16 protein-coding genes are annotated in these 23614 nt (G+C 63.6%); 10 read left to right on the top strand and 6 right to left on the bottom strand.

Features of this window, described 5'->3' with window-relative positions:
• The first annotated feature begins 145 nt into the window (after window positions 1-145).
• The 4 genes from ppc to NCS28_RS03140 all read left to right on the top strand — a co-directional run bounded on the left by ppc (window position 146) and on the right by NCS28_RS03140 (window position 5202).
• A complete protein-coding gene (gene ppc / locus NCS28_RS03155) occupies window positions 146-3208 on the top strand; it encodes a phosphoenolpyruvate carboxylase (RefSeq protein WP_250512423.1) in 3063 nt (1020 codons plus the stop codon).
• 29 nt (window positions 3209-3237) lie between these two features.
• A complete protein-coding gene (locus NCS28_RS03150; RefSeq protein WP_250512422.1) occupies window positions 3238-3501 on the top strand; it encodes a hypothetical protein in 264 nt (87 codons plus the stop codon).
• A gap of 240 nt (window positions 3502-3741) precedes the next feature.
• Window positions 3742-4761: a hypothetical protein gene (locus NCS28_RS03145; protein WP_250512420.1), complete on the top strand. Its 1020-nt coding sequence runs from the start codon at window positions 3742-3744 to the stop codon at window positions 4759-4761.
• A 9-nt stretch (window positions 4762-4770) separates the two neighbouring features.
• Entirely contained in the window at window positions 4771-5202 is a 432-nt protein-coding gene (locus NCS28_RS03140; RefSeq protein ID WP_250512418.1) for a hypothetical protein, read from the top strand.
• Window positions 5203-5706: 504 nt separating this feature from the next.
• On the opposite strand, the gene NCS28_RS03135 is transcribed toward NCS28_RS03140, so the two are convergent.
• On the bottom strand, window positions 5707-6471 hold the full coding sequence (locus tag NCS28_RS03135) for a class I SAM-dependent methyltransferase (protein ID WP_250512416.1): 765 nt from the start codon (window positions 6469-6471) through the stop codon (window positions 5707-5709).
• 110 nt (window positions 6472-6581) lie between these two features.
• Between NCS28_RS03135 and NCS28_RS03130 the strand changes: the two genes are divergently transcribed.
• From NCS28_RS03130 to gstA, 4 genes are all read left to right on the top strand, one after another.
• A complete protein-coding gene (locus NCS28_RS03130; protein ID WP_250512415.1) occupies window positions 6582-7388 on the top strand; it encodes a helix-turn-helix transcriptional regulator in 807 nt (268 codons plus the stop codon).
• 69 nt (window positions 7389-7457) lie between these two features.
• Complete coding sequence (gene argH / locus NCS28_RS03125) at window positions 7458-8861, top strand: argininosuccinate lyase (RefSeq protein WP_250512414.1); 1404 nt, start codon at window positions 7458-7460, stop codon at window positions 8859-8861.
• A 154-nt stretch (window positions 8862-9015) separates the two neighbouring features.
• Window positions 9016-9948 carry a bestrophin family protein gene (locus NCS28_RS03120; protein ID WP_250512413.1) on the top strand — a complete coding sequence of 311 codons (933 nt, stop codon included), beginning with the start codon at window positions 9016-9018 and terminating at the stop codon, window positions 9946-9948.
• Window positions 9949-10478: 530 nt separating this feature from the next.
• Window positions 10479-11084, top strand: coding sequence for a glutathione transferase GstA (gstA, locus tag NCS28_RS03115; RefSeq protein ID WP_250512412.1), 606 nt, complete (start codon window positions 10479-10481; stop codon window positions 11082-11084).
• A gap of 78 nt (window positions 11085-11162) precedes the next feature.
• Here gstA and NCS28_RS03110 read toward each other — a convergent pair whose 3' ends face one another.
• From NCS28_RS03110 to apbC, 4 genes are all read right to left on the bottom strand, one after another.
• Window positions 11163-13448 (bottom strand): arginine/lysine/ornithine decarboxylase, encoded by a 2286-nt coding sequence (locus tag NCS28_RS03110; RefSeq protein ID WP_250512411.1) that lies wholly within the window; start codon window positions 13446-13448, stop codon window positions 11163-11165.
• Between the two features lie 103 nt (window positions 13449-13551).
• Window positions 13552-14121, bottom strand: coding sequence for a dCTP deaminase (dcd, locus tag NCS28_RS03105; RefSeq protein ID WP_035508313.1), 570 nt, complete (start codon window positions 14119-14121; stop codon window positions 13552-13554).
• 164 nt (window positions 14122-14285) lie between these two features.
• Window positions 14286-14819 carry a superoxide dismutase family protein gene (locus NCS28_RS03100; RefSeq protein ID WP_250512410.1) on the bottom strand — a complete coding sequence of 178 codons (534 nt, stop codon included), beginning with the start codon at window positions 14817-14819 and terminating at the stop codon, window positions 14286-14288.
• A 119-nt stretch (window positions 14820-14938) separates the two neighbouring features.
• Entirely contained in the window at window positions 14939-16027 is a 1089-nt protein-coding gene (gene apbC / locus NCS28_RS03095; protein WP_250512409.1) for an iron-sulfur cluster carrier protein ApbC, read from the bottom strand.
• 265 nt (window positions 16028-16292) lie between these two features.
• Here apbC and NCS28_RS03090 point away from each other — a divergent pair, with 265 nt between their 5' ends.
• Window positions 16293-16949, top strand: a complete 657-nt coding sequence (locus tag NCS28_RS03090; protein ID WP_250512408.1) for a YiaD family glycine zipper/OmpA-like lipoprotein — start codon at window positions 16293-16295, stop codon at window positions 16947-16949.
• Window positions 16950-17276: 327 nt separating this feature from the next.
• Window positions 17277-19406 (top strand): methionine--tRNA ligase, encoded by a 2130-nt coding sequence (gene metG / locus NCS28_RS03085; protein WP_250512407.1) that lies wholly within the window; start codon window positions 17277-17279, stop codon window positions 19404-19406.
• Between the two features lie 66 nt (window positions 19407-19472).
• On the opposite strand, the gene NCS28_RS03080 is transcribed toward metG, so the two are convergent.
• A complete protein-coding gene (locus tag NCS28_RS03080; protein ID WP_250512406.1) occupies window positions 19473-23609 on the bottom strand; it encodes a translocation/assembly module TamB domain-containing protein in 4137 nt (1378 codons plus the stop codon).
• Window positions 23610-23614: the final 5 nt, after the last annotated feature.

The following is a 23614-nucleotide window of genomic DNA, read 5'->3' as shown; positions in this document are numbered from 1 at the left end:
GCCCGCAAACGCCGCGGCATGCTTTCGCCGGTTTGACGCACGGCCGTTCGCGCGGCCTGCTGTTTCCTGTTCGATACAGCGCCCATCGGGATGCCGTATCGCGTCGATGTGGACTTGGCTTCGCAGCTTCTGAGAGGAACCCAACGTGACGTCTTCTGGATCGGCTCGCCCGGCGCGCCGCAACGCCGCATTGCCCAAGTCTTCCTCCTCCGACGCGCCCCGCGCGGCGTCGTCGCCCATCGTCACGAAGGCCGCCACGGCCGCGAAGGCATCGAAAGCGGCCGTCGCGCCGAAGCCGAGGCCAGGCGTCAAGGCCGCGGCCAAACGTGTTGCGGTCAAGGCGAAAGCGCCGCGCGCGAACGGCGCGGCTGCGCCGAAATCCGCGACGAGCCGCACGCGCGACGACAAGGACCGCCCGCTCTTCGAGGACATCCGCTTTCTCGGCCGCCTGCTCGGTGAAGTGCTGCGCGAGCAGGAAGGCGACGCCGTGTTCGACGTGGTCGAAGCCATTCGTCAGACGGCGGTGAAGTTCCGCCGCGAAGACGACAGCGAAGCCGCGCAGACGCTCGAGAAGAAGCTGCGCGCGCTGTCTCCGGAACAGACGGTGTCCGTCGTGCGCGCGTTCAGCTATTTCTCGCATCTCGCGAACATCGCCGAAGACCGGCATCACAATCGCCGCCGCCGCATTCACGCGCTCGCCGGTTCCGTCTCGCAGCCGGGCACGATCGCCTATGCGATCGAGCGCATGCGCGAGCACAAGAACATCAGCGCGACGCGCAAGCTGCTGGAGAAGTTCTTCGGCGATGCGCTGATCGTGCCGGTCCTCACCGCGCATCCGACCGAAGTCTCGCGCAAGAGCATTCTCGATGCGCAACACGACATCGCTCGCTTGCTCGCCGAACGCGATCAGGAATTGACCGTCCGGGAACGCGCGCAGAACGAAGCCGTGCTGCGCGCGCGCGTGACGTCGTTGTGGCAGACGCGCATGTTGCGCGACACGCGGCTCTCCGTCACGGACGAAATCGACAACGCGCTGTCCTACTATCGCGCGACCTTCCTTGCGGAGATTCCCGCGCTTTACGCCGATATCGAAGGCGCGCTCGCCGAGCACGGCCTGCCCGTGCGCCTGCCGCCGTTCTTCCAGATGGGAAGCTGGATCGGCGGCGACCGCGACGGCAATCCGTTCGTCACCGGCGAAACGCTCGAAACCGCGATCACGCGTCAGGCGATCGTGATCTTCGAACACTATCTCGAAGAGACGCACAAGCTCGGCGCGGAATTGTCCGTGTCGAATCTGCTCGCCGGTTCCAGCGATGCGTTGAAGGCGCTCGCCGACGCCTCGCCGGATCAGTCGCCGCATCGCACGGACGAGCCGTATCGGCGCGCGCTCATCGGCATCTATACGCGGCTGGCGGCGAGCGCGCGCGTGCGGCTCGGCGAAGGCGTCGTCGCGGTGCGCAGCGCGGGCCCGGGCGCGCCGCAGATTCGCGCGAAGCCTTACGCCGACGCCTCCGAATTCGTGCGCGACCTGCACGTGCTGGTCGACTCGCTCGCGGAGCATCACGGCGCGTCCATGTCGATCCTGCGTTTGGCGCCGCTCGCGCGCGCCGCCGAAGTGTTCGGCTTTCATCTCGCGAGCATCGACTTGCGGCAGAGCTCGGACATTCACGAGGCGGTCGTGGCGGAGTTGCTCGCGCGCGCGGGCGTCGTCGCGGATTACGCGTCGCTTTCCGAAGAGCAGAAGCGCGAAGTGCTGCTGAAGGAACTGGCGCAGCCGCGTCCGCTGCGCCTTCCGTACGCCGAATACTCCGACCTCGCGAAGAGCGAACTCGGCGTGCTCGAAACGGCGCGCGCGACGCGTCAAAAGTTCGGCGCGCGCGCAGTGCGCAATTACATCATCTCGCACACGGAAACCGTCAGCGATCTGCTGGAAGTGATGCTGCTGCAGAAGGAAACCGGCGTGCTGCAAGGCTGCCTCGGCGCGAAGGACGATCCCGCGCGCGACGGCCTGATGGTGATTCCGCTCTTCGAGACCATCGCCGACTTGCGCAATGCGCCGGTCATCATGGGTGAGTTCTTCGCGCTGCCGGGCATCGACAAGCTGATCGAGAATCAGGGCAACGAGCAGGAAGTGATGCTCGGCTATTCGGACAGCAACAAGGACGGCGGTTTTCTCACGTCGAACTGGGAGCTGTATCGCGCGGAACTGGCGCTGGTCACGCTCTTCAAGGAACGCGGCACGACGCTGCGTCTCTTTCACGGGCGCGGCGGCACGGTCGGACGCGGCGGCGGCCCGACCTATCAGGCGATTCTGTCGCAGCCGCCCGGCACCGTCGACGGGCAAATTCGCCTCACCGAGCAAGGCGAAGTGATCGCGAGCAAGTTCGCCAACGCGGAGATCGGGCGGCGCAATCTGGAGACGGTCGTCGCCGCGACGCTCGAAGCATCGCTGCTGCCGCACGAGAGCGCACCCGCACAGTTGCCGCAATTCGAAGCGACGATGCAGACGCTGTCCGATTCCGCGATGGCCGCGTACCGCGCGCTCGTCTACGAGACGCCCGGCTTCACGGACTACTTCTTCCTGTCGACGCCGATCTCGGAGATCGCGGAGCTGAACATCGGCAGCCGGCCGGCGTCGCGCAAGCTGCAGGACCCGAAGCAGCGCAAGATCGAAGATTTGCGCGCGATTCCGTGGGGCTTTTCGTGGGGCCAGTGCCGTTTGCTGCTGACGGGCTGGTACGGTTTCGGCAGCGCAGTGACGGCGTATCTCGACAAGTCCGGTTCCGACGACGAACGCGCGAAGCGCCTCGCGACGCTGCGCAAGATGTACAAGACGTGGCCGTTCTTCAAGAACCTGCTGTCGAACATGGACATGGTGCTCGCGAAGACGGATCTCGCGGTGGCGTCGCGCTATGCGCAGCTCGTCACCGACAGAAAGCTGCGCAAGACCGTGTTCGACAAGATCGTCGCGGAGCATGAGCGCACGTCGAGCGTGCTCGCCGAGATCACGGGTAAGAGCGATCGTCTCGCGGATAACCCGCTGCTCGCGCGCTCGATCAAGAACCGCTTTCCGTATCTCGATCCGCTCAATCACTTGCAGGTGGAGCTGCTGAAGCGCCATCGCGCGGGCGATCAGAACGTGCGCCTGCGGCGCGGGATTCATTTGACGATCAACGGGATCGCGGCGGGGTTGCGGAATACTGGGTGATGCGACACGGCGTGTCAGGCGATTCTGTTATGGGCTTTGCCTTGACACGCGGCGCCGTTTCGCCGGATCCCGGTTTCGTGTCCGTTTATTGGCGTTGCCCCGCACAGGGGCTTTTTATTGCAAATGAATCGCTCACCCCCTGCGCCTTTATCTACAAGGCTTTGCGCAATTCAAGCGGGGGCAAACCGGTGCTTCGAAACGGGGTTTTGGGCAACAGGTGGGCGAAATATGCGGGTTTTCGCGCCGGCCTTCGCGGCGGTTTCAACCTGCACGCCAGCGCGCCCGAGCAGTGAGCATAGCACTCGGCACGGCACGGACAAGCCGCAGTGGGAATGCCCTTTCTAGCCTTCCCGTAGACGTCTAGAAGCCGCTCGCGCGGGCTCGGTGGCATCTCAGGCCATCCGAAGCCTTCGACGGCTCCTAGAACGGATTTCGCGCACGGCCGTTCGCGGTGTTCGTCATATTGAGATGACGCTCCCGTGCAGAGTTTCCAACCCGCTACGATTTGCACTCCTGCCAAAGACGGAGGTGACATGTCGTTTCCCGAATGGGGGCATTCGTACAACGCGCTTTATGTGCCGTTGCGGCAATGGGGTTGGCAATGCGCGCTGATGCCAGCCGGTGAAGTGAAAGAAGAAGGTAGCTTCAGCGGATCACTGTCGTTCGAAGAGCGCGAGAATAGGCGGAAAGAACGGAAGAAGCAGATCGAGCAGGACAAGGAAGACTTTATTCGACTGTTCAGGGTGGGTATCGATCCACGCGACGCAGCGGGGTCTTTCGAATTCAGACACTACGCGGACTTCATCCGCGACACGCTGCGGGCGTCGGGTGGAGCCTTGCGCGATGGCGAGGGCATCACGCGCGTGCTGCGCAATGCCGTGCGTGACGGTCGCATCATTCCCGTGATCAATCGCGCGTGGCACGGCGGCCAACGGGTGTTCAAGCACTATGCTCCGCAACACTGGTCGCGCGACGGCAGCGGTGTTTCGTTTGCCGCTAGCACCGGCGGGGCGAACGCGTCGACAGGTCGATTCACAGACCCGTTCGCTGCCGCTACGCATGCGGCAGACACGGTGATGAATAGCAGACTCGCCGGCACCAGTCGCGTCTTTAGCGGCACGGGAGCCAGCGGTAGCGGCAGCGGCGGGTTCGACAGGCTTGGCGCTGCCGCATCGGTTGCCGGGGCGCTGTTCGGAGGCGAAGATTCGACAGACGACAGCGGCAGTGATTCGATGCTCAAGAGCTTCGGGGATTCGGATGACGACGGCTCGTTGCTTGGCGATGCGCAGCCGTTTGAGTATCAGCCCGACATGCCAGACGGTGATGTATTCGACCTTGCCAAGACGCCAAATGACGGTGAGCCAGGAACTTGGTACACGAACTCGGGCAGTGGTCAGATGCGATTGTACGGAAGCGACGGTCAGCCCGTTGTCGATTTCGACTTCGATCACGATCATGGGCAAGGCGTACCGCACGCCCATAATTGGAGCATTGATCCGCTCACGGGAAAAAATAGTCGCGGCTCAGGCGTTCCGTTCTCGATTCTTCCGTAGAGCTTCAAGATGAACACTTCCAATTTCACACCCGTTGAAAATTGCGCTGTACTTCCCAGCTTTCACGATGCCGAACTCATTTCGGTAGAACATGATCCGGCCGCAAGATCTCTTGTCCTCCAATTAAAAAGAGCGTCTGGTCCGGTCGAAACGCTATTGTTCTCTGGAGTTGTTGCGCAACGAATGATTGACTTTGCGGATCAGAACGTCGCGTCTCGGCTATTAATTTCACCGATGCATAGCTTCTCCGTTGATGATTTATTTGCGTGGGTTCGCTGGATGTACAGCCGGGACGACGCCAAGGCACCGGAACCAAGTCGCACAATCATCGAGCGCTTTCATCGGGACGTTATAGACGGACGCAAAGCGCTCTTCATTCTCGAACCTTCGTGCGGAGCGGAAATGGCGGTGCTGTGTGAATCGGTCTCGATCCTGACTTGACCTATAGGACACCGGGGGGCGGTCGAAACGCAAGCGGCACCGGCACGGCAAGCTTTGATCACGTCTTGCTCCACGGCTTGCGCGCCGTGCGCGGCTGGCTCATCTAAGTCGAGGCGGCATCCCGCGGCGTGCGCGAAGACTTGCCCAGGCGCAGCTTCGTTGCGGTCGCAGTCATCACGCGCGCCGCGCCCTTCACAATGCCTACGGCTGGATGCGAGTACACGGCGCCGTTCAAGCTCTTCGTGGTTAGCCCTTCCGTTTTAGCAATGACTGCGCCGGACTAACGTGAACCGGCGCGGACTTCTATGAACGAAGTCTAGGCTCAAGGCATTGATGCGTAAAGGAAATATGGACTCAGCCGGACCGTTGCGTATTCCTCTGAACTAGCGGATTTAAGTCGAAATGCCCCGCACAGGAACAACGCTAATAACGGACACGCTAACGGATCCGGCGAAGTCCGAACCCTTTGCGAAAGTACCCGGCACGCTCCACAAAGAACAGCATTCAACCCCGTCGCTTCGCCTCGATCATCATCGCGTCCAGCTCGAACGAGCAATCCTCCTTCACGCCGAAATACTGGCGCACTTCATCGGGCGCGCTTTTCCACATCGATCTGATCGCCGTCACGCGCTCGGCCGGCGTGCGAATTCGCGTCACCCACGACTCGAATTCCAGCGGAATGCGCCAGCGTTCGGTCACCTGCGCGTCAAAACCCGCAGCATCGAGCATCGCGATCCACTCGTCGGCGCGATAGTCGCGGATATGCGATGCATCGCGCAGGAGTTCGATCGCCTGGATATGCGTGTCATGGAGCGGATCGTCGATACCCGCGATATCGATGAACTTCAGCCGCCCGCCCGGCTTCAACACGCGATGCGCCTCCTTCAACGCGGCCGGCACGTCGCGCCAGTGATGCGCGCTCATGCGGCTCACGGCACAGTCGAACGTGCCGTCGGCGAACGGCAGCGATTCGGCGGCGCCCTGCTGTGTGCGGATGGTCGTCAGGCCGCGCTCCTTCGCAGCGGCCTCGACGGTTGCGAGCATTTGCGGCGCGATGTCGTACGCGACGACCTCGCGCACATGCGGCGCGATCGCGAAGCTCGCGTGACCCGCGCCGCAGCCCATGTCGAGCACGATCGCGTTGCCGCAAGTGGCCGCGAACGTCGCGGCGAGGCTCTCAAGATCGGCGCCGCTCGCGTGTACGGCGCTCGTGAGATAGGCGGCGGCCGTGCTGCCGAATGCGTCTGCGACCTGGTCGTGGTGTTTCATCGCGTTCTCCGGTTCGATGTGGGGAAGGTCTGCCGCTACAATAGAGCCCGCTTTGTACCAGTACAAGTTGTGTAGGTATCCTGGTATATAAAACACCTGTCGACGTTCGAATGACCCTCACCGACAAAAACGAACCCCTCGCCGAAACGCCCGCGCATGCGCTCGGCGAATTCATCCGCGCGCATCGCGAACGGCTGTCGCCGCAGGCCGTCGGTCTTGCGGCCGGTCCGCGCCGCCGCACGCCTGGTCTGCGCCGGGAGGAAGTCGCGCAACTGTGCGGCGTGAGCCCGACCTGGTACACGTGGATCGAGCAAGGCCGTCCCGTCTCCGCTTCCGCCGATGCCCTCGCGCGCATCGCCGTCGCGCTGCAGTTGTCGCGAGCCGAACGCGCGTATCTGTTCGAACTCGCCGCCCAGCGCGATCCCGCCGAGCCCGATCCCGCCAGCCAGGACGCGCCCGCCGCGCTGCTGCAGACGGTCGCGCTGATCGGCGCGCCGGCCTACGTGCTCGATCGCCAGTGGAACGCGTTGCGCTGGAACGAGCATGCGTCGGCGTTGTTCGTCGGCTGGCTGGATGGGGACCATGACCGCAATCTGCTGACCTACACTTTCACGTCGGCGGCGGCGCGCGCGTTGATCGTCGATTGGGAAACGCGCGCGCGACGCCTCGCCGCCGAATTCCGCGCCGATTCGATCCGCCATCTCAACGATGCTCCGACCCGCGCGCTCATCGACGATCTGAGCGCCGCGAGCGCTGCCTTCGCGCGCTTCTGGGCGTCGCAGGACGTGTTCGAGCGCGAGGGCGGCGAGCGCGCGTTCAATCATCCGGTGCGCGGGCCGGTCGTGTTCAATCAGATCACATTCAAGCCGGCGCATCGGGAAGATTTGAAGCTCGTGATCCTCGTCGGGTCCGAATAGTCCCGAATGTTAAAATTTTCGTCTTCCTGAAGCCGAATCCAAGCTAAACCCTTCGCTGAGAAAATCACCATGACGTCCCAACTCCACAAAAAAGGCGAAGCCTGGTCGGCTCGCTTCTCCGAGCCGATGTCGGAGCTCGTCAAGCGCTATACGTCGTCGGTGTTCTTCGACAATCGACTCGCGCTCGTCGACATTCAAGGCTCGCTCGCGCACGCGTCGATGCTCGCCGCGCAGAAGATCATCGGCGCGGACGATCTCGCAGCCATCGAGCGCGGCATGGCGCAGATCAAGGGCGAAATCGAGCGCGGCGAGTTCGAGTGGAAGCTGGATCTGGAAGACGTGCACCTGAACATCGAAGCGCGGCTGACGGCGTTGATCGGCGATGCCGGCAAGCGCCTGCACACGGGCCGCTCGCGCAACGATCAGGTCGCAACAGATATCCGCCTATGGCTGCGCGGCGAGATCGACCGCATCGGCGAGTTGCTGAAGGATTTGCGTCTCGCGCTCATCGACATGGCCGAAAAGCATGCCGACACCATCATGCCGGGCTTCACGCATCTGCAAGTGGCGCAGCCGGTGACGTTCGGTCATCACCTTCTCGCCTACGTCGAGATGTTTTCGCGCGATGCCGAGCGCATGCGCGATCTGCGCCGTCGCGTGAACCGTCTGCCGCTGGGCGCGGCGGCGCTGGCCGGCACGAGCTATCCGATCGATCGTCACGCGGTCGCGAAGACGCTCGGGTTCGACGGCATTTGCACGAATTCGCTCGATGCCGTGTCCGACCGCGATTTCGCGATCGAATTCACCGCCGCCGCCGCGCTCGTCATGACGCACGTGTCGCGCTTCTCCGAAGAACTCGTGCTGTGGATGAGCCCGCGCGTCGGCTTCATCGACCTCGCGGACCGCTTCTGCACGGGTTCGTCGATCATGCCGCAGAAAAAGAACCCCGACGTGCCCGAACTGGCGCGCGGCAAGACCGGCCGCGTGAACGGCCATCTCATGGCGCTGCTCACGCTGATGAAAGGCCAGCCGCTCGCGTACAACAAGGACAATCAGGAAGACAAGGAACCGCTGTTCGATACCGTCGATACGGTCGCGGACACGCTGCGCATCTTCGCGGAAATGGCGGCCGGCATCGCCGTGAAGCCGCAAGCGATGCGCGCGGCGGCGCTGCAAGGCTTCTCGACCGCCACCGATCTCGCGGACTATCTCGTGAAGCGCGGCCTGCCCTTCCGCGATGCGCACGAAGCGGTCGCGCATGCCGTGCGCATTTGCGTGGATCGCGAGTGCGATATCGCCGATTTGTCGCTCGAAGAGATGCGTCGCGAACTGCCGAACGTCGCGCATCTGATCGGCGAGGACGTGTTCGAGTATCTGACGCTGGAAGGATCGGTCGCGAGCCGCAATCACCCGGGCGGCACCGCGCCGGATCAGGTGCGCGCGGCGGCGAAGGCGGCGCGCGAGGCGCTTTGAACGCGCCGCTCGTTTTATTTGCTTCGTGACACTGAAGGCCGTTCGCAAGGACGGCCTTTTTTGTTTCCGGACGCGGCGTCATGTCTCTGCTCGACGCCCCGTATTTTCGAGATAATCGAATGTTGCTCACTCGCGCTCATCGAAACGCCCGGTCATGATCATCCGCCCCAAGCTCCACTGGTTCCGGCTGCTGTTCGTGTGGCGCGGCTCCGTGCTGCCGCAACTGCTGCCGCGCCTGGGGTTGATCTTCGCGCTGTCAGTGGCGGCGATCTTCATGCACGACCACATGCGCCACTATCCGATCGGCCTGGGTACGCCGCCGTTCGCGCTCGTGGGCATCGCGCTCGCCGTGTTTCTCGGGTTTCGTAATAGCGCGAGTTACGAGCGCTGGTGGGAAGGTCGAAGGTTGTGGGGGACGTTGCTCAATACGTCGCGCGCACTGGCGCAGCAGGCGCTGTCGCTGCAGGCGCCGGGGGACCGCGTTCAGTCGCGTCGTTTTCTCGCGGCGCTCGGGGCGCTGGCGCATGCGCTTCGACATCAGTTGCGCGGCACCGATGCGCTCTCCGATCTTGCTCCGCGACTGCCGTCCGATTTGCACGCGCGCGTCGCGGCGGCAAAGTACCGGCCGGCGCTGATTCTGCTCTGGCTCGGCGAATGGGTCGCGGAACGCCGGCGCGAAGGCACGCTCGACGGCTATGCGATGCTCGCGATCCAGCACAATCTGAACGCGCTTTCCGATGTGATCGGCGGATGCGAGCGCATCGCGGCCACGCCGCTGCCGTTTTCGTACTCGGTGATGATTCATCGCACGATCTACCTCTTCTGCGTGATGTTGCCGTTCGGGCTCGTCGATGGCGCCGGTCTCCTCACGCCGTTGTTCGCGCTGCTGGTCGCGTATGCGTTCATGGCGCTGGAAGCGATCGCCGCGCAGATCGAAGATCCGTTCGGACTCGAAGAAAACGATCTCGCGCTGAATGCGATGTGCGAAAGCATCGAGATCGCGCTGCACGATATGGCCGCCGATGACGGGTTTGCGATGCCACCGGCGGCCGGGCCAACGTTGCAGCGACCGTTCGTGCTCGATTAGCGGGCCGTTGGGTTCTAGTCGGCCAGCTTCGCCGCCAGGTCGCGCAGCGCATCGCTTTCGAAGGAATCGATGCGACTTGTGGGGTCGCACTCGCAAGTTGGCTCGAGGCGAGGCGCGCAAGACCAGCGGTCCTCGCAAAATTTAATGCAGCACCCATAGCGACGCCGTCTCCGGAACAAAGAGGCCGTTGTCAGGGGTCGCGAAGCAAGTGACATGCATCCGAGCAGAAACTTCCGTCCCACAGAGTGACATGTCCTCGCACCTTGGATCAGCCGTGTCCTTTCACGACGATGATTCCCTTCATATCGCGAAAGTCCTTTTCCTCCGGCGAGCCGATGGTTCGGTCCGGACGTCCGAATGCTCGAAAACAAACCGATCCTATAATTCGCAATCCAGAACAAATGGCCGAAGAATCCGATTTCCTGCAAGCCTTTATCTCCACCCACGAACCAGACAATTTCACAATCCAGCCAGCCAGGCCGAAACGACTTCATTCATAATCGTGCCGATTCATTCTGGAGAAAATTGTTTTGAAACTGTTCTACAAAGCAGGCGCCTGTTCCCTCGCATCGCATATCGCTCTCGAAGAATCGGGGCTGCCTTATGAAATCGAAGCCGTCGATCTCAAGACCAAGCTCACCGCGAGCGGCGCGGATTTCGCCAAGATCAACGCGAAGGGCTACGTGCCCGCTCTTCTGCTCGACAACGGCGAACTGCTCACCGAAGGCCCCGCGATCATGCAGTACGTCGCCGACCAGGTGCCGGCGAAGCATCTCGCGCCGCTTAACGACGGCATGGCGCGCTATCGCCTGCAAAGCTGGCTGACGTTCATCGGCACGGAACTGCACAAGAACTTCTCGCCGTTCTTCAATCCGGCCGCGAGCAGCGACTGGAAGGCAGCGGCGATGGCCAATCTCGAGCGCCGTCTCGCCTACGTCGCGCAGCAAGTCGACGACAAACAGTTCCTGCTCGGCAACGAATTCAGCATCGGCGATGCGTATCTCTTCACCGTGCTCGGCTGGGCGAAGCACATCGATCTCGATCTCGGCAAGTGGCCGGCGCTCGTCGCTTATCAGGAGCGTGTCGGCGCGCGTCATGGCGTGCAGGCGGCGATGAAAGCGGAAGGCCTGATCTGAACGATCGGCGTCCCTGAAACGGCAAACGGCCCGTTCAGAACGGGCCGTTTGCTTTTGCAGCGTTGAATCAGCGATACATCAGTCGCGCACGCAATCGACGAAATACTCGATACGCCCGTTGATCATCTCGCCGACGAGTCCGTGGATATCCGTGTGGAAGCCCGGGAAACGCTCGTTGAACTCGCGCGCGAAACGCAGATAATCGACGATCGTCCGATTGAAGCGCTCGCCCGGAATCAGCAACGGAATGCCGGGCGGATACGGCGTGAGCAGGATCGACGTGACGCGGCCTTCGAGTTCGTCGATCGGCACCCGGTCGATCTCGCGGTGCGCGAGCTTCGCAAACGCTTCGGACGGTTTCATCGCCGGCTCCATGCTCGACAGATACATTTCCGTCGTCAGGCGCGCGATATTGTTCGCGCGATAGACGCTGTGAATCTGCCCGCACAGATCGCGCAGCCCGATGCGCTCGTACGACGGATGCTGCGCGACGAATTCCGGCAGCACGCGCCACAGCGGCTGGTTGTTGTCGTAGTCGTCCTTGAACTGCTGAAGCTCGGTGACCATGGAGTTCCAGCGGCCCTTCGTGATGCCGATCGTGAACATGATGAAGAACGAGTAAAGCCCCGTCTTCTCCACGATAATGCCGTGCTCCGCCAGATACTTCGTCACGATCGCGGCCGGAATGCCGCTCTCGCCGAATTCGCCGTCCACGTCGAGCCCCGGCGTGATGATCGTCGCCTTGATCGGGTCGAGCATGTTGAAGTTTTCGGCGAGCGCGCCGAAGCCGTGCCAGCGATCGTTCGGCTTCAGCATCCAGTCCTCGCGGTCGCCGATGCCCTCTTCCGCCAGCGCATCCGGGCCCCAGACCTTGAAGAACCAGTCGTCGCCGTATTCGGCATCGACCTTGCGCATCGCGCGGCGGAAATCGAGCGCCTCGGCAATCGATTCCTCGACGAGCGCCGTGCCGCCCGGCGGCTCCATCATCGCGGCGGCGACGTCACACGACGCGATGATCGCGTATTGCGGCGACGTCGACGTGTGCATCAGATACGCCTCGTTGAAACGATGTCGGTCGAACGTGCTGTTCTCGCTGTCCTGCACGAGAATCTGCGACGCCTGGGAAATGCCGGCGAGCAGCTTGTGCGTCGAATGCGTCGCGAACACGAGCGCGCCCGTGCGCGGACGGCCTGCGCCGATCGCGTGCATGTCCTGATAGAACGAGTGGAATTCGGCGTGCGGCAGCCAGGCTTCGTCGAAATGCAGCGTATCGAGCATGTCGCCGAGCAGGTCCTTGATCATCTCGACGTTGTAGATCACACCGTCATACGTGCTCTGCGTGATCGTCAGAATGCGCGGCTTCACCTTCGGGTTCTTCGCGAGCGCCTCGCGCGCGAACGGATTCGCCTCGATCTTCTTGCGGATGTTCTCCGGCTTGAACTCGTCGCGCGGAATCGGCCCGATGATGCCGAAGTGATTGCGCGTCGGCGTGAGGAACACGGGGATCGCGCCGGTCATCGTGATCGCGTGCAGGATCGACTTGTGGCAGTTGCGGTCGACTAGGACGATATCGCCCGGCGCGACGGTCGCGTGCCACACGATCTTGTTCGACGTCGACGTGCCGTTGGTCACGAAAAAGAGATGATCCGCGCTGAAGATGCGCGCCGCGTTACGCTCGGACGCCGCGACCGGACCGGTGTGATCGAGCAGCTGGCCGAGTTCGTCGACGGCATTGCAGACGTCAGCGCGCAGCATGTTCTCGCCGAAGAACTGGTGAAACATTTGCCCGAGCGGATTCTTCAGGAACGCGACGCCGCCCGAGTGCCCCGGACAGTGCCACGAATAGGAGCCTTCTTCCGCGTACTGCACGAGTTCCTTGAAGAACGGCGGCGCGAGCGAATCGAGATACACCTTCGCTTCACGAATGACGTGGCGCGCGACGAATTCCGGCGTGTCCTCGAACATGTGGATGAAGCCGTGCAGCTCGCGCAGGATGTCGTTCGGCAAGTGGCGCGAGGTGCGCGTTTCGCCGTACAGGAAGATGGGAATGTCGGCGTTGCGGCGGCGCACGGCGTTGATGAACGCGCGCAACGCGACGATCGCCGATGCCAGCTCGGGCGTGTCGCCTTCCACGACGACGTTATCGGCGTAGGGCAGCAGCTCGTCGTCGTCTATCGACAGGATGAAGCACGACGCGCGGCTCGATTGCTGCGCGAACGCGGCGAGATCGCCGTAGCTCGTCAGGCCGAGGACTTCGGCGCCTTCTTTCTCGATCGCCTCGGCGAGCGCCCGGATGCCGGAACCCGAGATGTTCTCGGAGCGAAAGTCTTCGTCGATGATGACGACGGGAAAGCGGAACTTCATGAGGCGATTCTCCAAATGGAACGACCGCCGCCCGGGAAGCAATCCCGAAGCCAGCGGTCCTTCGACAAGCGTTTGCCGTATGCGTTTCTTGAAGCGGCGACGATCAGGTTTTCGGCAGCGTCACGCCGTGCTGCCCTTGATACTTCCCGCCGCGATCCGCGTACGATGTCTCGCACATTTCATCGCTTTCGAAGAACAGGACTTGGGCGACGCCCTCGTTTGCGTAGATTTTGGCAGGCAAAGGTGTCGTATTCGAGAATTCGAGCGTCACGTAGCCTTCCCATTCCGGCTCGAACGGCGTCACGTTGACGATGATCCCGCAGCGCGCATACGTCGACTTGCCGAGGCACACGGTCAGGCACGAGCGCGGAATGCGGAAATACTCGACCGTGCGTGCGAGCGCGAAAGAATTCGGCGGAATGATGCAGACATCGCCCTTGAAGTCGACGAACGATTTCTCGTCGAAGTTCTTCGGATCGACGATCGTGGAATTAATGTTCGTGAAGATCTTGAATTCGTCGGCGACGCGGATGTCGTAGCCGTAGCTCGACGTGCCGTAGCTCACGATCTTGCGGCCGTCCTCGGTCACGCGCACCTGATCGCGCACGAACGGCTCGATCATTCGGTGCTCTTCGGCCATGCGGCGAATCCACTTGTCGGACTTGATGCTCATAGGGAACGCTACTCAACGGTGAACGGCTCGGGTCTCGCGACCGCCGCCTGCGGTGAAACGGGGCAAGGTCTCCGGCGGCGATCTTCGCCGCGCGGGCCAGACGAAAGCGCGTATTTTACGCGATCGGGCGCAAGCGCCGGGGGCGGCGCGAACGGGCGTCGTGTCTACCGGCGAATCACGCCGCAAGCGAGCGCGGGACCCACGTTGTGCGGCGCGCTCGCATAAGGATCCACCGCTTCGCGATGCAGCATGATCGCGCGCGAAATAACCGAGCGCACGCCGTCGAGCGATACATCGGTTGCAACGATGAAGCCCGTCGCCGCGCCGGTCGCATCCGCGTGGATATTGCCGAGTTCGCCTTCTACACGCGACGTCGCCCGTCTTCGCTCGGAAGGCAGCGCGAACACCGGGCTCGCGTCCTGTTCGTTCACGGCGATGCAATCGCCGCGCTCGTGCACGGTCAGCGCGTGGTCGCTGTTCGGCGGCATGTCCGTCAGGTTGTAGGAAACCTGCACGCCGTCCGCGCGTTCGATCAGCGTGACGGTGCCGCGCGTCGTGTTGCCCGGCGTCGGCTGCAGCACCGCGTCCGCGCGCTTTTCGTGATTCTGGAAGATGAGGCCGCAACCGCTCAGCATCACGCTGCAAGCGGCCGTCGCGATCAAGGCGTGAAGCGCCCTCCCGTCGAATCTGTGTCCCATGCGATCCTCTCGGCGGCCCGCCGACGCCCCGTGCGTCCACGCTGCCGCGCATCGAAGGCGACATGATACCGCGAGCCGCATTGCACAAGGCTCGTAGAGATCCGATCGAATGCTCGAAATCAGGTGTTCTGCACGACGATGCTCGGGAACTTCGATGTCATGTCGCGCTGACGCTCCGCAATCGAGATCGCGACACGGCGCGCGATCGCGCGATACGTCTCGGCGATACGGCTTTCCGGCTGCGACACGACGGTCGGCTGGCCGGTGTCGGTGCGCTCGCGAATCGAGATATCGAGCGGCAACTGGCCGAGAATCTCTACGCCGTATTCCTTCGCCATGCGCTCGCCGCCGCCCGCGCCGAAGATGTGCTCTTCGTGGCCGCAGTTGGAGCAGATGTGCGTGCTCATGTTCTCGACGATGCCGAGAATCGGAATGCCGACCTTCTCGAACATCTTCAAGCCCTTCTTCGCGTCGAGCAGCGCGATGTCCTGCGGCGTCGTCACGATCACCGCGCCCGTCACGGGCACTTTCTGCGACAGCGTGAGCTGGATGTCGCCCGTGCCCGGCGGCATGTCGACGACGAGGTAATCGAGGTCCTTCCAGTTGGTCTGACGCAGCAACTGCTCGAGCGCCGATGTCACCATCGGGCCGCGCCACACCATCGGATTGTCCTGCTCGATCAAAAAGCCGATCGAATTCGCCTGGATGCCGTGGCCTTCGAGCGGGTTCATCGTCTTATTGTCGGGCGATTCGGGCCGGCCGGTGATGCCGAGCATCATCGGCAGCGAGGGGCCGTAGATGTCCGCGTCGAGCATGCCGACCGACGCGCCCTCCGCCGCGAGCGCGAGCGCGAGATTCGCGGCCGTCGTGCTCTTGCCGACGCCGCCCTTGCCCGACGCCACCGCGATGATGTTCTTGACGTTCGGCAGCAGCTTCACGCCGCGCTGCACCGCGTGCGCAACGACCTGCGACGATACGTCCACGCTCACGTTCGCGACGCCGGGCACCTGACGCAGCGCGTCCTGCACCTGCTCGCGGATCGGGCCGAACTGCGTCTTCGCCGGATAGCCGAGCACGACGCTCACGGCGACGTTCGCGCCGTCGACGGACACGTTGCGAATGCTCTTCGTGTCGACGAACTTGCGGTTGGTGTTGGGATCGGTCAGTGTGGCGAGTGCGGTGTCGATCTTCGCGCGGTCAATGCTCATCGAAACTCCATGGAACAGTTGTTGCTATTGCCCTGCGACGCGCAACAACAAACTGAAGAAATTGAAAGTATTTGTTAGCGCCGTTGCGCATGACGCGCGGGCACTGCACTATCCCGCTGCAAAATCTTTCCGGGGACGCATCGCAACGGGCGGCCGGGCGCCTCTTCTCATTATTGTAGAGGCTCGCCCGGAGGCTCGTCCGAAGACCCTTTCGCACTGTCGGCGCTTCTCGCGCCGAAACGCTTGTCGATTCAAGGAGATTAAGATGAACACCAAATTCTTCACTCGTCTGTCCGCGTTTGCCGTGGCCGGGGCACTCGTCGCTGGCTGCGCATCGCAGCAAGGCACCAACGCGGCGGTCGGCACGGGCGTGGGAGCCGCGACCGGCGCGGGCATCGGCGCCATTTTCGGCGGCGGCAAGGGCGCGGCGATCGGCGCGGCCACGGGCGCGGCGGTGGGCGGCATTACCGGCTACAACTGGCAATCAATCAAGAACAAGATTTCGGGCGATTCGAAGGGCACGGGCACGCAAGTGACCGAGCAGCAAGACGGCTCGCTCAAGGTGAACATCCCCAACTCGATTTCCTTCGATACGAACAGCTACGCGATCAAGCCGACGTTCGATCCGGTGCTCAATTCCGTCACGCAGACGATGCAGCAGCATCCGGAGCTGATCGCGAACGTCATCGGCCATACGGATAACACCGGCCAGCCGGCTTACAACCAGACGCTGTCGCAGAATCGCGCGCAGAGCGTGGCGTCGTACATCGCGACGCACGGCGTGCCGGCGCAGCGTCTGTCGGCGTCGGGCATGGGCCAGAATCAGCCGATCGCGGACAATTCGACGGAAGCGGGCCGCGCGCAGAATCGCCGCGTGGAGATTTATTTGCGTGCCACCGCGCAGCCGGGTCAAGTGCAGTAAAGCAATTGATTTGAAAGGAGAATGCGCTGCCGCGAAAGCGGCGGCGGGAAGCTGGATCGCGGGGCGCCCAGTCGTCTGAAAAAAATTTGAAACTTGGACGCGGTGCCGCTGTCTGTCCTTACGGTGGGTGGATGGCAAGGCCATCACCTGCCATTCTCCTCTTGTCGTTGTTGCTCCGGGGCCCGATTGGACCCCGGTTTTTTTTGGGCGCTCGAATCGCGATAGCCGCCCCTCCACCCCCGCGCCGCGCCTCCTCTCGCCCGCCCTGCTAAAATCAAAACCCGCTTTTTTCCCAACCCCAAGCACTCCCACACGGGCCGCGCCTTTATGTCAGCACCGATTTCAGCCTCTGCCACCGCCGCGCCTGCCGCCTCCGACAACGAAAGCGGCCGCCGTCAGATCCTCGTCACGTCCGCGTTGCCGTACGCGAACGGTCAGATTCATATCGGCCACATGGTCGAGTACATTCAGACGGATATCTGGGTTCGGACGCTGCGAATGCACGGCCACGAGGTCTACTACGTCGGCGCGGACGACACCCACGGCACGCCGATCATGCTGCGCGCCGAAAAGGAAGGCATCACGCCGAAACAGCTGATCGAGCGCGTGTGGAAAGAGCACAAGCGCGACTTCGACAGCTTCGGCATCTCGTTCGACAACTACTATTCGACCGATGCCGAGGAAAACCGCGTCCTGTGCAACACGATCTACGGCTCGCTTCAGCAAGCGGGGCTGATCGAGGCGCGCGACATCGAGCAGGCCTACGATCCGGTCAAGGAAATGTTCCTGCCGGACCGCTTCATCAAGGGCCAATGCCCGAAGTGCGGCGCGAAAGATCAATACGGCGACAACTGCGAAGTCTGCGGCTCGACCTATCAGCCGACCGAACTCATCAACCCGTATTCGGTCGTGTCGGGCGCGACGCCCATTCGCAAGACCTCGACGCACTACTTCTTCAAGCTCTCCGATGCGCGTTGCGAGGAATTTCTGCGCGGCTGGGTGAGCGGCCTCGCACAGCCCGAAGCCACCAACAAGATGCGCGAATGGCTCGGCGACAAGGGCGAAGCCAAGCTCGCCGACTGGGACATCTCGCGCGACTCGCCCTACTTCGGCTTCGAGATTCCGGGCGCGCCGGGCAAATACTTCTACGTCTGGGTCGACGCCCCGGTCGGCTATTACGCGAGCTTCAAGAATCTCGCGGATCGCATCGGCGTGAATTTCGACGACTGGGTGAAGCCGGGCGCGAAGGCCGAGCAATATCACTTCATCGGCAAGGACATTCTGTATTTCCACACGCTGTTCTGGCCGGCGATGCTCGAATTCTCTGGTCATCGCACGCCGACGAACGTGTTCGCGCACGGCTTTCTGACCGTCGACGGCGCGAAGATGTCGAAGTCGCGCGGCACCTTCATCACCGCGCAGAGCGTGATCGACACGGGTCTGAACCCCGAGTGGCTGCGCTACTACTTCGCGGCGAAGCTCAACAGCACGATGGAAGACATCGACCTGAATCTCGAAGACTTCCAGGCGCGCGTGAACAGCGATCTCGTCGGCAAGTACGTGAACATCGCGAGCCGCGCGGCGGGTTTCCTCATCAAGCGCTTCGACGGCCGCGTGCAGGATAGCGCGATGCATCATCCGCTCGTCGCGCAATTGCGTGCGGCGATTCCGCAGATCGCCGGGTTCTACGAATCGCGCGAGTATGGCCGCGCGTTGCGCACGACGATGGAGCTCGCCGACGCCGTCAACGCCTACGTCGATTCCGCGAAGCCGTGGGACCAGGCGAAGGATCCGGCGAACGCCGTCGCGCTGCACGAGACGTGCAGTGTGAGCCTCGAAGCGTTCCGCCTGCTGTCGCTCGCGCTGAAGCCGGTGCTGCCGAAGCTGGCGGAATCGGTCGAGGCGTTCCTCGGCATCGCGCCGCTCGTCTGGGCCGATGCCGCGAAGCCGTTGTCGTCGGCGAGCGAGATCAACGCGTACAAGCATCTGACGACGCGCGTCGATCCGAAACAGATCGAGGCTTTGCTCGACGCGAATCGCGAGTCGCTCGCGCCGGCCGTCGAAGCGACCGCGGCCGCTCCGGCCAAGACCGTGGCGAAGAAGCAGGAAGAACCGGGCGTCATTTCCATCGACGATTTCGCGAAGGTCGATCTGCGCATCGCGAAGATCGTCGATTGCAAGGCCGTCGAAGGCTCCGACAAGCTGCTGCAACTGACGCTCGACGTCGGCGAGGACAAGACGCGCAACGTGTTCTCGGGCATCAAGTCGGCGTATCGGCCGCAGGATCTGATCGGCAAGCTCACCGTGATGGTCGTGAACCTCGCGCCTCGCAAGATGAAGTTCGGGCTGTCGGAAGGAATGGTGCTGGCGGCGTCGGCGACGGACGAGAAGGCCGAGCCCGGGCTCTATATTCTCGAGCCGCACAGCGGCGCGAAGCCGGGCATGCGGGTGAAGTAAGACGGTTCGAAGAAACCAAAAAGGGCACGCGAAATCGCGTGCCCTTTTTGTTTTAGAAACGCAATGTCAATCCGGCTCCGGCGCAGACGAATCCGCCGCCGAAGCGCCCAACGGCGCAGATGCCGAATCCGCCGCCGATGCCCGCGCAGCCGACGAAGACGACGACCACAACCGCGCCCACGAATTGAACCGCCGCGTGTACGAGAGATCGACGCCCTGATACGTCCCGCCATACGCCGTCACGGCCCAGAAGCGCGACAGGTTCAGCGTCGCCTTGACCGCGTTGCTCGCCGATTGCAGTCCTTGCTCGTAGCCGATCACGAGCCGCTCGTTGATCGCCTTCGAGAGCAGCACGACCTGCGGGTCGGTCAGGCCGACTTCGCTCGAACCGACCGTGAACTCGTCCAGCCCGACCGTCTGCGCGATCTTCGCGCCGCCCTTGCTGCCGAGGAGCGCAAGCGCGCTCGTCATCGCGCTCTGCTGTCCGACGTTGTTGCCCTGGTCCGTGCCGTGGCCGAACAGGAGCCACGACAGCTTTTCATTGTCGGGCACGCTCGGCTCGGAGATCAGCCTGGCGACCGGCGCCTGCACGGTGCCCGTCACCTGCACGCCCGCCTCGACTTCCTGATTGCGCCGCATCGCCAGGATATTGAGGCCCGGATTCGCCACCGGCCCGTTGAACGTGAAGAAGCCGTTCTCTATGTTCAGCTTGCGCCCGAACGCGGTGTACGACGAACCCGGCGTCGTCACACGCACGTTGCCGACGGCGCGCAGCGGCATGTTCGGCGCGCTCATCGCCGTGATGGTGCCCGCGAGGCCGAGATCCGCGCCCGCGCCCTTGAAGCGGAAGCGGTCGCCGAGATTGATGGCGATATTCGCGCGCGGCGTGAACGGCCCGACCGGCTTCCCGGTCGCCGCCGTGATCTGCTGGTTGCCGCCCTTGATCGTGCCGTCGGGGCGCTCGATCACGACATCGTCGCCGAGCGAGGGCGCGGAGGATTCCGGCAGGTCGATGAGCGCGTGATCGACCGTGAACTTGCCGTCGATCGCCATACCGCCCTGCAACCCCGCGTTGGCGATGGTCGCGCTGCCCGACAGCATCAGCTCGCGGTCCGGCGACGCGAATAGCTCCAGCTTGTCGGCGATGATGCTCGCGGTCAGATCGGGCTGCTGCTGGTCGAGCCGCACCTTGCCGGTCGCGCGCAGCGTGCCGCTCGCGCCGTGAAACTCCACTCGCTGAAAATCGACGAGATTTTCCGAGAGCGCGATGCGGATGATGCCGTCCTTCAATTGCACGCCCTGATCGACGACCGTCGCGGAGAGGTTGTCGCCGGTGAGCGAGCCCGACAGATTCGGCTTCGCGACGATCCCCGCGATCACGAGCTTGAGCGCGATCTTCCCGCCCAGCAGATAGTTCGCGCCGAGCAGCCCGCCTGTCGTGCGCAGCTCGGGAATGTTCGCGTCGATCGCGCCGGTGAGCGGCGCGTTGTCGTCGAGGGTGAGCATGCCGTCGCGATTCACGAGCGGCGTGTGCACGTTCGCGTCGATCACGCCGATACGGCTCGCCTGCGCATGCAGCGACGCGTTCAGGCGATTGCCGCCGCTGAAGTCCGCGCGCGCGGCGACATCCGTGATGCCGAGCGCGGAGAGGCCGCGCGTGCCGTCGATCGTCACGTCGCCGGCGCGGCGCTTGATCTGCGCGTAGCCCGTCGCGGTCTCGCCGAGCGAGAAGTTCCAGTCGCCGTCGAAGACGAGGTCGGTGCGGATCGGCGGCTCCGCGCCCGTCAATTCCTGGCGCACGTCGAGCAGATGCGGCACGGACAGGTTCGTGAGCGTGCCCGCCGATTGCAGACGGCCGTTTTCCATCGCGAACGACTTCAGGTTCAGCACCGCGCCTTCCGCGACCAGCCGCGTCGCGCCGAGCACGAGGCGCTTCGGGCCGTAACTCACCGTCAGCGGCGATTCGAGATTGAGCGACGGCGTGCCCTTGTTCGACAGCTTCGTGATCGCGCCGTCCCAGTGCGGACCGTCGGGCGCATCGGTGAACTTGCCGGTCGCGCCGAGCGCGAGATTCACCGGCTGGCCGCGCACCTTGCCCGTCGCGGCGACGTCGAGCGTGTGATGCGCGCGCGTGCCGTTCAGGTTCGCATCGAGGTTCGCGACTTCGATGCCTTCCGTGCTTGCGTCGCGCGCCTTCAGCGTGAAGACGAGCGCGCCGTTCGCGCCATCGCGGATATCCGCGCGGCCTTCCGCATGGCCGACGCGGTTCGCGCCGAACACGACGCCATCGGCCTGATAGTTCGCCGCGATATTCGGATGCGCGATCGAGCCGGTCAGATCGCCGTCGGCCTTCGCCGTGCCCGCGATGCCAAAGCCGAGGCGCTCCAGCGCGGGCGCATCGACCTTGAAGCGCAGGCGATCGCCGGGCGCGCCGAAGCTGCCGTTCAGATCGACGTTGTTGCCCGCCACCGACAGCGACGCCTTGCTCGGCAACAGACGGGTGCCCGCGACCTGCACGGTGCCCTCGCCCGTCATCGGCAGATTGTCGTACATGCTGTCGGTGAGCTTGAACGTCGCTCTGGTCGTGAGCGTGGGCGCGAGCTGCCCCGATGCGGCGAGCGTGCCGTTCACGCGCGCTTCGATCACGCGCGCCGGCGCGGCGGGCTTCTTCGGCGCGCCTTTTTTCGCGGGTGCGGGCTTCTGCACGATCAACTGCTGTTGCAGCAGCAGCGGATTGAAGTCGACGATCTTCGCCTTCAGGTCGTAGCTGGAATTGGCGTCCTTATTGAGCGCGCCGGTGAGTTCGACGCGCCCCTTGCCGACCGTGAGCTTCACGTCGTCGAGCGACGTTTGCTTCGGATCGAGCTTCACCTTGGCCTGCGCGCGGATCGCCGCTTTCGGATCGTTGAGATCGGCGGTGATCGTCTGCGTGTCGCCCGCGAGTACGATGCCGATCGGTCCGGCGAAATCCGTCGGGCGCAGCGTCGGCTCGATCGCGTTCAGATCGAGCTTCGCGACCTTCAGGTCGAACTTGCCCTTGCCGCCCGCGAGCGCGCCGCCGCCCGTCACCGTCGCGTTCTTCACGAGCCGCACGTTCAGGTCGGTGATGCTCTGCTCGGAGGCGTCGAGCCGCACGTTCGCGTGCGCGTCGATGAGCGGCAGCAGCTTCTTGTCGATAGAACCGGGCTTCGCGTTGATGATCGACACCGGACCGCTCACGACGAACGCCTTCGGGTCCGCGCCTTCGACCGGCTTCACTTCGGCGCGCACGGCCAGATCGGCTTCGGGCGCGCCCGGACTGAATGCCTGCGGATTGACGTGATCGAACGTGACGAGCGCGGATTTGAGCGGCACGTCGGCGAACGGCAACGCTTCGACATGCGCGCGCCCGTTGAGCTTCATGCCGCTCGCGTCGACGTCCGCGATCAGGTCTTCCAGCGAGCCGGAAAGCCGCGCGCTCACGTTCACGGCTTCATTGTTGACCTTGCCGACGTAGCCGGCGTCGCCCGAAAGCGGAAACGGGCGTGCGCCGCCATCGAGTTTCAGCGACGCCGTCACCGCGCCGAACGGCGTGTCGAGGCGCTGAACCGTCGCCTGATGATGCTGCCCGTCGCTGCGGCCGTTAAACAGTAGACGCGAGAATTCGGTGGTCGTCGTGCCCTGATGCAGGCGCAGCTTTTCGACGGAAAGATCGTCTATCGCCAGTTGGATCGGAATGCGCAGATCCTTGGGCAACTCCGTTTTCTTGCTCGGCTCGTTCGACGGCGCGATGCGCGCATCGACCGTCCCGACATGCAGATAGTCGATCGTGAAGCGCAGCGGCTCGCGCGTGAGCGCCCAGCGGCCCGACACGCTGTCGACCGCGATGTCCGTGCCCTTGCCGTCTTTCCAGTGCACGTCGCGCAGTTGCAGGCCGGTCGCGATCGCGCCGCCGTCGAGCTTGCCGCTCAATTGTCCCTTGAGCAGCGAGGTCGCCGCGTCCCACGCGTAGCGCGTGCCGCGCTCGGTCGTCAGCACGTAGAACACGCCGCCGACCGCCAGCGCGGCGATCAGCACGACGGCCAGCACGAGCGCGCCGATCCAGCGCGCGAGACGGCGCCAGCTGCTTTTGCGCGGCGGCGTCTTCCGCGCGCCGCCGTCGCCGCCGCCTTCGTTGCCGGGCGGCGGTGCTTCGGCGTCCGCTTGCTTCGTCGGGTCCGTCATGCCGG

It is taken from the genome of Caballeronia sp. INDeC2, from assembly GCF_023631325.1.
GTDB lineage: Bacteria > Pseudomonadota > Gammaproteobacteria > Burkholderiales > Burkholderiaceae > Caballeronia.
This window is presented reverse-complemented; position numbering and strand designations above follow the sequence as displayed.

Bases quoted from the DNA above. Each gene is read 5' to 3' on its own strand.
- metG (WP_250512407.1), top strand. From the start codon at position 17,277: ATGTCAGCACCGATTTCAGCCTCTGCCACCGCCGCGCCTGCCGCCTCC.
- dcd (WP_035508313.1), bottom strand. From the start codon at position 14,121: ATGAGCATCAAGTCCGACAAGTGGATTCGCCGCATGGCCGAAGAGCAC.
- NCS28_RS03135 (WP_250512416.1), bottom strand. From the start codon at position 6,471: ATGAAACACCACGACCAGGTCGCAGACGCATTCGGCAGCACGGCCGCC.
- NCS28_RS03150 (WP_250512422.1), top strand. From the start codon at position 3,238: ATGGGCTTTGCCTTGACACGCGGCGCCGTTTCGCCGGATCCCGGTTTC.
- NCS28_RS03090 (WP_250512408.1), top strand. From the start codon at position 16,293: ATGAACACCAAATTCTTCACTCGTCTGTCCGCGTTTGCCGTGGCCGGG.
- NCS28_RS03110 (WP_250512411.1), bottom strand. From the start codon at position 13,448: ATGAAGTTCCGCTTTCCCGTCGTCATCATCGACGAAGACTTTCGCTCC.
- NCS28_RS03120 (WP_250512413.1), top strand. From the start codon at position 9,016: ATGATCATCCGCCCCAAGCTCCACTGGTTCCGGCTGCTGTTCGTGTGG.
- NCS28_RS03140 (WP_250512418.1), top strand. From the start codon at position 4,771: ATGAACACTTCCAATTTCACACCCGTTGAAAATTGCGCTGTACTTCCC.
- NCS28_RS03145 (WP_250512420.1), top strand. From the start codon at position 3,742: ATGTCGTTTCCCGAATGGGGGCATTCGTACAACGCGCTTTATGTGCCG.
- NCS28_RS03130 (WP_250512415.1), top strand. From the start codon at position 6,582: ATGACCCTCACCGACAAAAACGAACCCCTCGCCGAAACGCCCGCGCAT.
- NCS28_RS03100 (WP_250512410.1), bottom strand. From the start codon at position 14,819: ATGGGACACAGATTCGACGGGAGGGCGCTTCACGCCTTGATCGCGACG.
- apbC (WP_250512409.1), bottom strand. From the start codon at position 16,027: ATGAGCATTGACCGCGCGAAGATCGACACCGCACTCGCCACACTGACC.
- argH (WP_250512414.1), top strand. From the start codon at position 7,458: ATGACGTCCCAACTCCACAAAAAAGGCGAAGCCTGGTCGGCTCGCTTC.
- NCS28_RS03080 (WP_250512406.1), bottom strand. From the start codon at position 23,609: ATGACGGACCCGACGAAGCAAGCGGACGCCGAAGCACCGCCGCCCGGC.